Genomic DNA, 10,422 nt, shown 5'->3' on the forward strand with positions numbered 1-10,422 from the left:
GGGTGCCTTGCGGCACCGCCGAGTTTAGGGAGGAAACGTCCAAGAAAGACAGCAAGCGGACGAACCGGCCTTGCTGCGATGCACAAATTAGGTGTCAGGCTGGCTTCACGCAAGCGCGGTTTTTGCACTGCAGCAGAAAAGCGCCATGCATGGAATGCATGGCAGGAACCCCTTGCAAATTCGGTTAACTGAATTCAGGCAAACTCCGCCCGGATCGCTGCCCCGTGCTGGTCCAGGCGTGGCACGGCCCCGCTCTCGCGCGCCCCCCCCCCCCGGCCTTGATGCCGGGGCGATGAGCGGCTTCGACAACAGCAAGGTGGACGAGTTGTTCTTCGCCGGCACCACCTGGCGGTCCAATTTCCTGGTCAATCTCGGCTATGGCGATGCGGCGGGGCTGTTCCCTCGCAACCCGCGCCTGTCCTTCGACGAGGCCTGCCGGCTGGAATAGCGCCGACCACCGTCGCCGCGCGCCCACGGCGCGCGGCGATGGGTTCAGGCGGCCTCGGCGGTGCTCCGCCCCGCATGGGGATCCAGGCGGTAGCCTCCGCCCTCGGTCAGCAGCAGCCGCGCCTGGCTGGGATCGGGCTCGATCTTCTGGCGCAGCCGGTAGATATGCGTCTCCAGCGTGTGCGTGGTGACGGCGCTGTTGTAGCCCCACACCTCGTTCAGCAGGATCTGCCGGCCGACCGGCCTGCCACCGGCGCGATAGAGATACTTCAGGATTGCCGCCTCCTTCTCGGTCAGGCGGATCTTGCGGTTCCGGGCGGCGTCCAGCAGCAGCTTCGCCGAAGGCCGGAAGGAATACGGGCCGACGGAGAAGACAGCGTCCTCGGAATTGTCGAAGACGCGAAGCTGGGCGCGCAGCCGGGCGGTCAGCTCCGAAACCCGGAACGGCTTGGCGATGTAGTCGTTGGCGCCGCTGTCCAGGCCGCGGACGATGTCCTGCTCGGCATCGGCGCCGGTCAGCATCAGGATCGGCATCCGCAGGCCCTGGCGGCGCAGCCTCGCGCAGAGCTCCCGCCCGTCGCCATCGGGAAGGCCGATGTCGAGGATCACCGCATCGTAGCGCGCATCCTCCATGCCGAGGCGTGCCGCGGCCTCCGTCGCACTGCCCGCCTGCTCGGGCGCGAACTCGCCGTCATGCGCGAGCTGCTCGCACAGCGTTTCGCGCAGAGCTTCGTCGTCATCCACCACGAGGATGGGTCGAGGACCGGCCATCTGTGCTCCCGCTCCGAAATTGGGCCTGGACGGTAGGTCCGCCGCGCCGGAAAGAAAATGGTACGGTGAGGGACCCCCGCCATGCCACGACTGATATACATTAATCTGGCGACGGCCCCACCGAACTGCAACGCGGCAATCACTGGCGCGTTCATGGCATCGTAGCAGGTTCGTGAGCGCAGCAACGAATTTCTCCTCGCCGCCCCCTCCCAAACGCCATGCCCGCGCCACATTGGGCCGCGTGAATCCCCGCCGCCAGCACGGAACCAAACAGATGAGCATCGCGGGACCCATCCCGTCACAGCTTCGCGAGCCCACCTCCCCCGACGCCGCCGCCCGCGCCCTGCGCGCCGTTCACCGCGCCGCCTCCGACCTGCGCCGCGGCACACCGGTGCTGCTGCGCGGCCCCGAGGGCGCCATGCTCGCCGCCGCCGCCGAAACCGTCTCCGCCCGCGGTCTTGCGGAGCTCGCCGCCGGCGCGATGGCGCCGGCCTGCCTGCTGCTGGCGCCGGTCCGCGCGGCAGCGGTGCTGCAGCGGCCGGTCCCGCAGGGCGACCTGCGCGGCCACTCCCAGGAGGCCGTCGCGCTACGCCTTCCCCCCGGCCTGCTGGACCCCGCCGTACTGCGCAGCCTGGCCGACCCGACGGCCGAGCGCCTGCTGCCGGCCGAGCCCGAGCGCATCGCCACGCCCTCCCTCGCCCCGGCCGCCATCGCCCTGGCCAAGCTGGCACGGCTGCTGCCGGCCCTGGTCGTCGCCCCGGCCAGCGAAGCCGCCTCCGCCCGGCTGGACGTGCTGACCGTCTCGGCCGAGGAGGTGCTGTCCTATCCCGACACCGCCGCCAGCACCCTCTCCCGGGTCGCCGAGGCCCGGGTCCCCCTCGAGGATGCGCCGGAGGCGCGGATCGTCGCCTTCCGTGCGGCCGATGGCGGCATCGAGCACCTCGCCATCCTGGTCGGCCGGCCCGAAGCAGCCCTGGCCGAGGGGCAAGTGCCCCTCGCGCGCATCCATTCCGAGTGCTTCACCGGCGACCTGCTCGGCAGCCTGCGCTGCGACTGCGGGCCGCAGCTGCGCGGCGCGATCAAGCGCATGGCCGAGGACCCGGCCGGCGGCGTGCTGCTCTACCTGGCGCAGGAGGGCCGGGGCATCGGCCTGGTGAACAAGCTGCGCGCCTACGCGCTGCAGGACCAGGGGCTCGACACGCTCGATGCCAACAGGGCGCTCGGCTACGGCGCCGATGAGCGGAATTTCTGGGTGGCGGCGGAGATGCTGCACGCGGTGGGCATCGCCCATGTGCGGCTGCTGACCAACAATCCCGACAAGCTGGCGGGCCTTGCGGCCTGCGGCATCGATGTCGCGGGGCGGGAGGCGCACCAGTTCGCCGCCAACGGCGTGAACGACGAGTATCTGGCGACCAAGGCGAAGCGCTTCGGGCATCTGCTGGCCTAGTCCGCGGCGCGCACCGGGCCCTGCACCGCGATGGCATCGGCCGAGACCGGCTTCGCGCATGTCCTGCCGGCCGGGCGGCTCGTGCTCGGCGGTCTGGTGCTGCGCTGCGCCCTCGGCAAGGGCGGCATCCGGCCGGCCACGGAGAAGCGGGAGGGCGACGGCGCCACACCGGCGGCGCGCATGCCGCTCCGCCGGGTGCTGTTCCGCGCCGATCGCGGCCCGCCGCCGCGGTGCGCCGTGCCGGTCGAGCCCATCGCGCCCGAGGATGGCTGGTGCGACGACCCCGGCCACCGCGCCTACAACCGCCCCGTCCGGCTGCCCTTCGACGCCTCCCATGAGCATCTGTGGCGCGAGGATCCGCTCTACGACATCGTCGGCGTGCTGGGCTGGAACGACGATCCCGTGGAGCGCGGGCGCGGCAGCGCGATCTTCCTCCATCTCGCCAGGCCCGACTTCGCGCCGACCGAGGGCTGCGTCGCGCTCGATGCGCGGGATCTGCGCGCCGTGCTCGCCGCGGGCCTGCTCGGGCTCGAGGTCCTGCCCGGCTGACCGCCCCGGCTTGGCAAGGCCACGCCGCTCGCGTAACGCGCAGCGCCGAGACACCGGGGGGCACGGCATGGCCGACATCCATATCGACATCGCAGGCGAGGTGTTCCGCGCCCGCTTCGAGACGCAGGACGCGCCGAAGACCGTCGCGCGCTTCCGCGAGCTGCTGCCCTTCAGCGACCGCATCATCCATGTGCGCTGGTCGGGCGAGGCCTGCTGGATCCCGATGGGCGAGCGCGACCTCTCGCTCGGCTTCGAGAACGCCACGAGCCACCCGGCGCCGGGCCATGTCATCGTCTATCCGGGCGGCATGCCGACCAGCCTGAGCGAGACGGAGATCCTGGTCGCCTACGGGCCCTGCAGCTTCGCCTCCAAGGCCGGGCAGCTCGCCGGCAACCACTTCCTGACCATCACCGAGAAGCTGGACGTGCTGGCGAAGATCGGGCGGTCGGTGCTGTGGGACGGCGCCAAGGCCATCACCTTCCGGGCGGGGAGCTGAGGCGATGGCGCTCGGCATGCAGGACATCGTGGTCGGCGAGGGCGCCATGGCGCTCGCCGGCAAGCCGGTGACGGTCCACTACACCGGCTGGCTGTTCGACCCGAAGGCCCCGGACAACAAGGGCCGCAAGTTCGACAGCTCGCGCGATCGCGGCGAGCCCTTCGTCTTCCCGCTCGGCGCCGGCCACGTCATCCAGGGCTGGGACCGCGGTGTTGCGGGGATGCGCATCGGCGGCCAGCGGCTGCTGACCATCCCGCCGGAGATGGGCTACGGCGCGCGCGGCGCCGGCGGCGTGATCCCGCCGAACGCCACCCTGCTGTTCGAGGTGGAGCTGCTCGGCGTCGGCTGACCCGGCCGCCGCGTCCCGGCGTGCAATGTCAACGGCGTGTCAAGAATTGTCCGCCCACTTTGCGGCCGCGCCGGCCTGGAGTATCCGGGCCGGGGACTGACGCGCGCCATCGCGCCGACGGAGCGGATGCTTGCAGCAGACGGGGCAGGATGCGGGGCAAGGCGCCGGGCAGGACCTGCCGTCCCGCTCGCCGCCGATGGCGCGCACCATCTTCCGCGGCGCGCTGTTCCTCGGCGCGCTGCGTTTCGCGATCCGCCTGCTCGGCTTCGTCTCCGTCACCATCACCGCACGGCTGCTGACACCGGCCGATTTCGGCGTGGTGGGCACGGCGGCGATCGTCACCGGCTTCTTCCTGGTGCTGCAGCAGAACGGCATCGGCGATGCTCTGACGCGGCTGCGCAGCGTCGCGGCGCAGGACGTCCACACCGCCTGGACGCTGAACCTGCTGGTGGCCGGCTTCGTGACGACCTTCGTGTTCCTCATGTCCGGGCCCGCCGCGGTCTGGCTGGAGGAGCCGAAGATCACGGCGGTGCTGCAGGTCATGGCCTTCGGCCCGCTGATCAACGCGATGGGCAGCCCTGGCACCGCGACGATCCTCAGGAACCTCCAGTTCCAGCGCGAATTCAGGCTGCGGATCGTGCAGAAGATCGGCCTCGTGGCCTGCGTCGTCACCGGCGCGCTGGTCTTCCGCAATTACTGGGGCCTCGTTTACGGCACGCTGACGGGCGCCGCGCTGGGGGCGGTGATGAGCCACGTCATGGTGCCCTATCCGGTGCGCCTCAGGCTTTCGGGCGCGGGCTATTTCCTCAGCTTCTCGGCCTGGACCCTGCTGCAGTCGCTCGGCGCCTACATCGCGCGCACCGCCGACGAGATCGCGGTGCGCCGCATCGCCGACACCATGACCTTCGGTCTCTATCACGTCAGCCGCGACCTCTCGCGCGTCTTCGTGGCGGAATCCGTCGCGCCCGCGGGTGCCGCGCTGCTGCCCGGCCTGGCGCGGCTGCAGGACAACCCCGAACGCTTCGCCCGCGGCGCCATGCTGGCGGTGGGCGTGGGCGCGATCGTGGCCGTGGCGGTCGGTCTCGGGCTGGCGGCGGTGGCGCCGGAGGCGGTGGTGCTGCTGCTCGGCGCGAAATGGGCGCCGGCGGCGCAGTTCCTCTCGATCGTGGCGATCGGCAGCGCGGCGGGCACGATGGTCGGCATGCACCGCGCGATCCTGGTGGCGATGGGCCGCGTGGATCTCTCCGCGAAGCTCGCCTGCGCGCGGGCCGCGCTGCTGGTCACCGGCTGCACCATCGCGAGCCTCAACTGGGGCGCGCAGGGCGTCGCCCTGACCTACAGCACGATGTGGGTCGTGTTCTACGTGATCGACGCCGAGATCGCCTTCCGCATGCTCGGGCGGCCGTTCGCGGTTGTCACCGTGATGCTGCGCCCGCTGCTGGCGGGGCTTGCGATGGTGCTGGCCATCTGGCTGCTGCCGCTGCCGGCGGGGCTGCCGCTGATCGCGGTGGCGCTGGCGAAGGTGGCGGTCGGCGCCGCGGTCTATCTCGGCGTGCTCGGCGGCATCTGGTGGGCGCGCGGGCGGCCGGATGGGCCGGAGAGCACGCTGCTCGAGCAGGTCCCGCGCGGGCTCGGCCGCCGGCTCCTGCCGCCCCGGCCCGCTGCGCCGCGCGCCAAGGCGGCGCAGGCCGCCTCCGACTAGTGACAGCATCCCCCCGCAGGAGAAGCCGACCACGATGATCATCTCGCGCCCGCGCATCGAGCAGGCAGGCCGCGACATCCGCGCGGTCTCGACGATCCGCTTCGGGGACGGCACGGCACGCGATCTCTGGTTCAGCGTGCCGGCCGCCTATGGCGAGGGCCTGCTGGAGGGCAACCTCGATCCGTTCCTGATCGCGCTGCTGCAGGAGGCAATGGTCCGCGGCGAGGACATCCAGGCGGAAGGCAGCCTGTCCAAGCGCCTGTGGTTCAACGCCGAGCGGCACCTGCAGCCGACGCTCCAGCTGCTGCGCTACAAGCTCTCGCGCGTGAAGATCGCGGCGGAGACGCTGCGCGACGACGAGACGATGGGCACCGGCGTCGGCCTGGCCTTCTCGGGCGGCGTCGATTCCTTCTACGGGCTGCTCGACCACCATGCGGAATGCGACGATCCGCTCTACCGCGTGACGCACCTGTTCATCGCCAGCGTCGGCGCGATCCTCGATCGCGACTGGGCGGCGCGGCAGGCGCAGATGCAGGCGGTTGCGGAGATGCACGGCATCGGCGCCATCCCGATCGCGAGCAACCTGAACGAGCTTCTGACCCTGCCGCTGGTGAAGTCGCACACGCTGCGGACGATGTCCTGCCCGGCGCTGCTGCCGCGGCTGCTGCGGCGCGTCTACCTGGCGTCCGGCTACAACTATCACGACATCAAGCCGAACAACTACTACGTCTCGCCGCTGGAGCCCGCCTTCATCCACCTGCTCTCCACGGCGCAGACCGAGATGATCCTCAGCGGCGCCCAGCATTCGCGCACCTACAAGACGCAGCGCATCGCCGACCTTCCCTCCGCGCAGCGCCACCTCAATGTCTGCGTCTCGCCGCTGACGGACCGCAACTGCTCGCGATGCTGGAAGTGCACGCGCACCGAGTTCACGCTGGAGATGTTCGGCAAGCTCGACAAGTTCGACAAGGCCTTCGACCTGGAGGTCTGGCCGAAGGTCCGCTCCGCCTATGTCGGCGAATGGCTGCTGAACCGGAACAAGCGCCGCATCACCATCGTGAAGGAGGTGCAGGAACTGGCGCGCCAGAAGGGCTATGTCTATTCGAACCGGGAGCGGTTCCTCGGCCTGGTCGCGAGCACGATGCCGAAGCGCATCTTCGACCGCATCGCCCTCGGCGGCCGCCCCGAGCTCCTGCCGCCGAAGGCCGACGGCACCGGCGCGCGCGGATAGAAAGCCGCGCGGCCGGGGGGGGGGGCGGCCGCGCCGCGCGCCGGGGCGCCCCGGGGCGGGGGTACCCACCGCGCGGCGCGGGGGGCCCCACGCGGGGCCCCAGGCACGGTCGTCCTGGGGCGCGCCTATGCCGGCGGCGGGTCGGCCTCGGTCCCGTCGCGCCACAGCCTTTCCCAGCCCAGCCCGGCGAAGCAGGGGCCGTGCATCGCCTCCGACACCTTGATGTCGTTGTGCACGGCATTCCACTCCAGCAGCCAGGGCCGTTCCTCGGAATCCACGGCGAAATCCCAGCCGATCGAGCCGACCAGCGGCAGGCCGCGGTGCAGCGAGAGCGCGATGTCGCGCGCGGCGGCGAAGCCCGGCATGCGACAGCCGGCGAAGGCGACCTGCGTGTCGGGATGCACGGGCGTCACGGTCCAGTCGGACAGCATGCCGCGCTCGGTGAAGGCCCCGGTGTCGAGATCGAGGATGACGCGAATGAGCGTCGCCACATGGATGAAGCGGTCGCTGGCCCGCGGCAGCCGGATGTAGCTGGTGCGCAGGGTCGGCTGGCCGTCGGCGCCGAGCGCCGTGGTCAGGCGCAAGGTCGCCGTCGCGCCATCCGGGAAGGCGCCGAGGCTCGGATGCGACGTGACGAAGTGCTGGAACACGCCATCGGCCCAGTGCTCCCCGGGCCGGAACTCGTCGCGGGCGAGCACGCGGATGCTGGCGCCGCGACCCGACCAGTTGGCCTTGAACACGGCACGGTCGCTTCTGGCGAACAGATGGCCGGCGGCGGCTTCAGGGGCGACCGGCGTGCCGTCAGGCGCGTGGAAGCGCCCGCGCACGACGTGCAGGCTGTCGGGCACGACATCGGCGCCGAACAGCCGCACGCCCATCTGGCGCATCTGCGCCATGTGCCGGTAGGCCCCGTTGATGCGCGGCACCACGACCTGGCTGTAGTAGTCGTCGGGCATCCAGCCTTCGCGGAACTCCCCGGCGCGCACGGTGTAGACCTTCAGCCACGGCGCATAGCCGCGCCAGCCCAGCACATCAGCCGCATAGGCCTCGGCGCGGCGCGCATCGGCCGGGTCGAGCCGCAGCCCCTCGCGCTGCGCCAGCCCGGCGATGATCCCTTCGCAGATGCGCGCCTGGCGAAGATGGTAGCGCGCGATGTTCATCCGGTTGCCGGCCTGGTGCCATGGGCCGGCCGCGCGGTGCAGCACCGTCTCCGTCAGGTTCGCAAGTGTCGGCGTCACGCTCGGCTTCCCTTCACCCTGCCCGGCGGGCGTTCCAGCACGGCCCTTCGCGCGGGGCGGGGCGGACCAATATCCCCAGAGGCGCGCCGGCGTCCATCGCGCCGCCCGGCCCGCGGCCTCAGCCGCCGAGGCGCGCCGCGAGTCGGCGCTGGCCTTCCTCCGGCATGTGGAGGCCGAGCTTGGAGCGGCGCCACAACACGTCCTCGGCCGTGCGCGCCCATTCGTGGCGCAGCATCCAGTCCAGCTCGCGCTCGGTGAAGCCGGCGCCATACTCGGCCCCCATCGCATTCGGCCCGCTGGCGCCGTCCAGCATCGCATCGAGATCGCTGCCATAGGCGCGCACCATCCGGCGCAGTACGGGCGGGGCGAGCCAGGGATGGCGACGCGCCATCTCGGCCTCGAAGCCCGGCAGGTCGAGCCCGCCGAACTCCCCGCCCGGCAGCGCGGCGGTCGCGGTCCAGGGCGTGCCCGCGCGCCCCAGCGCCGCGCCGATCTTCTCCACCGCCTCCTCCGCCAGCCGGCGATAGGTGGTGATCTTGCCGCCATAGACGGTCAGCAGCGGCGGCTGGCCCGGCGGCGCATCGGTCTTCAGCACATAGTCGCGCGTGACGGCGGAGGGGTTGTCCGCGCCGTCGTCATGCAGCGGGCGCACGCCGGAATAGGTCCAGACGATCTCCTCCGGCCGCGGCGCGCAGCGGAACTGGCGCCCGACGGCGGCGCAGAGATAGGCCGCTTCCTCCGGCGTGCAGCGCGCATCGCGCGCATCGCCCTCATGCGGCACGTCCGTGGTGCCGACCAGCGAGAATTTTCCTTCGTATGGAATCACGAAGACCACGCGGCGGTCGTCGTTCTGCAGGATGTAGGCCTGGTCGCCCTGATAGAGGGCGGGCAGCACGATGTGGCTGCCGCGCACCAGCCGCACGCGGTCCCGCGCCACGGCATGGGCGGCATCCTGCGCCTGCATCACCCAGGGGCCGGCGGCATTCACCAGGGCACGCGCGCGCACGCGCCGCTCGGCACCGTCGGCGCCGACCAGGCGACAGCTCCAGGCCTCGCCCTCGCGCTCGGCGCCGACGAAGCCGGTGCGGACCAGGACCTCGGCGCCGCGCGCCGCCGCGTCGCGGGCGTTCAGCACGACAAGGCGGCTGTCCTCCACCCAGCAGTCGGAATAGGCGAAGGCGGCGGCAATTTCCCGCTGCAGCGGCTCGCCATAGGGATGGCGCGCCACCGGGATGCTCTCGGCGCCCGGCAGGCTGACGCGCGGCGCCAGGTGGTCGTAGAGGAACAGGCCGGCGCGGATCATCCAGCGCGGGCGCATCTCCGGCCGGTGCGGCAGCACGAAGCGCATCGGCCAGATGATGTGCGGCGCGAGCTTCAGCAGCACCTCGCGTTCCGCCAGCGCTTCCCGCACCAGGCGGAACTCGTACTGCTCCAGGTAGCGCAGCCCGCCATGGATCAGCTTGGAGGAGGCGGAGGAGGTGGCGCCCGCCAGGTCGCCGCGTTCCACGAGGCAGGTGGAAAGCCCCCTGCCCTGCGCGTCGCGCGCGATGCCGGCGCCGTTCACGCCGCCGCCGATGACGAGAAGGTCGAAGGTGTCAGCCATGCTCGGCGGATCAAGCCTGCCGGGCGGCAAGCACCGCCTCGGCGAACTCCACGAAGCCGGCGCCGCCCCCGCGCCCCCCGCCCCAGCCCGCGGGCGCCGCGCGGTGCCGCCGGGGGGGGGGGGGGCGATGCCGGGCAGGAAGGGCGCGACATTGGCGACGCCGACCGAAAGCGGCACGGCGGCGAACAGCGGCGCGTCGTTCGGGCTGTCCCCCACGAAGGCGACCTGATCGATCACCGCATCCAGCGGCTGCCACAGCGTGGCGAAGAGATGCCGCAGGCCTGAAAGCTTGTCCCAATCGCCGATCCACGCATTCACATGGATCGAACTGACCTTCGCCGCCGCCCCGCCTTCGCGGAAGACCGCGGCGATGCGCTCGGCGTCCGCCAGCGGCAAGGGGCCGGCGTCCTCGCAGAAATCCACCGCGATATCGAAGGTGCGGAAGGGCTGGTCGGCGGCGATGCGACTGCCGGGCACCAGGGCCATCGCCTGCCCGGCGAGCGCCTCGAGCCTCGCGCGGGCCGCGGCGCGGGGCGGCGGCGGGCGGGCCGGGGGGGGGGGGCGCGGGGGGGGCGCCGGGGGGCGCCGG

At 71.9% G+C, this 10,422-nt stretch carries 10 protein-coding genes; 7 read left to right on the plus strand and 3 right to left on the minus strand.

Features of this window, described 5'->3' with window-relative positions; genetic code table 11:
* Positions 1 to 292 precede the first annotated feature (292 nt).
* Complete coding sequence (locus tag AC1MIR_RS22925; RefSeq protein ID WP_480030500.1) at positions 293 to 448, plus strand: hypothetical protein; 156 nt, start codon at positions 293 to 295, stop codon at positions 446 to 448.
* 44 nt (positions 449 to 492) lie between these two features.
* On the opposite strand, the gene AC1MIR_RS22930 is transcribed toward AC1MIR_RS22925, so the two are convergent.
* Complete coding sequence (locus AC1MIR_RS22930) at positions 493 to 1,218, minus strand: response regulator transcription factor (RefSeq protein ID WP_480030501.1); 726 nt, start codon at positions 1,216 to 1,218, stop codon at positions 493 to 495.
* Between the two features lie 274 nt (positions 1,219 to 1,492).
* Between AC1MIR_RS22930 and ribA the strand changes: the two genes are divergently transcribed.
* The 6 genes from ribA to AC1MIR_RS22960 all read left to right on the plus strand — a co-directional run bounded on the left by ribA (position 1,493) and on the right by AC1MIR_RS22960 (position 6,992).
* Complete coding sequence (gene ribA / locus AC1MIR_RS22935) at positions 1,493 to 2,665, plus strand: GTP cyclohydrolase II RibA (protein ID WP_480030502.1); 1,173 nt, start codon at positions 1,493 to 1,495, stop codon at positions 2,663 to 2,665.
* 30 nt (positions 2,666 to 2,695) lie between these two features.
* Positions 2,696 to 3,214 carry a L,D-transpeptidase family protein gene (locus AC1MIR_RS22940; RefSeq protein WP_480030503.1) on the plus strand — a complete coding sequence of 173 codons (519 nt, stop codon included), beginning with the start codon at positions 2,696 to 2,698 and terminating at the stop codon, positions 3,212 to 3,214.
* A gap of 67 nt (positions 3,215 to 3,281) precedes the next feature.
* Complete coding sequence (locus AC1MIR_RS22945; protein ID WP_480030504.1) at positions 3,282 to 3,710, plus strand: DUF3830 family protein; 429 nt, start codon at positions 3,282 to 3,284, stop codon at positions 3,708 to 3,710.
* Between the two features lie 4 nt (positions 3,711 to 3,714).
* Positions 3,715 to 4,059 carry an FKBP-type peptidyl-prolyl cis-trans isomerase gene (locus AC1MIR_RS22950; protein ID WP_480030505.1) on the plus strand — a complete coding sequence of 115 codons (345 nt, stop codon included), beginning with the start codon at positions 3,715 to 3,717 and terminating at the stop codon, positions 4,057 to 4,059.
* 130 nt (positions 4,060 to 4,189) lie between these two features.
* Entirely contained in the window at positions 4,190 to 5,761 is a 1,572-nt protein-coding gene (locus tag AC1MIR_RS22955; RefSeq protein WP_480030506.1) for an oligosaccharide flippase family protein, read from the plus strand.
* Between the two features lie 34 nt (positions 5,762 to 5,795).
* Entirely contained in the window at positions 5,796 to 6,992 is a 1,197-nt protein-coding gene (locus AC1MIR_RS22960; protein ID WP_480030507.1) for a hypothetical protein, read from the plus strand.
* 125 nt (positions 6,993 to 7,117) lie between these two features.
* Here the strand turns inward: AC1MIR_RS22960 and AC1MIR_RS22965 are convergent, their stop codons facing one another.
* Positions 7,118 to 8,230 carry a sugar-transfer associated ATP-grasp domain-containing protein gene (locus tag AC1MIR_RS22965; protein WP_480030508.1) on the minus strand — a complete coding sequence of 371 codons (1,113 nt, stop codon included), beginning with the start codon at positions 8,228 to 8,230 and terminating at the stop codon, positions 7,118 to 7,120.
* 118 nt (positions 8,231 to 8,348) lie between these two features.
* Positions 8,349 to 10,422: glycerol-3-phosphate dehydrogenase (gene glpD / locus AC1MIR_RS22970; RefSeq protein ID WP_480030509.1), on the minus strand; the 2,074-nt coding region annotated here is incomplete at its 5' end.

The organism is Falsiroseomonas sp. RANM36, assembly GCF_056682175.1.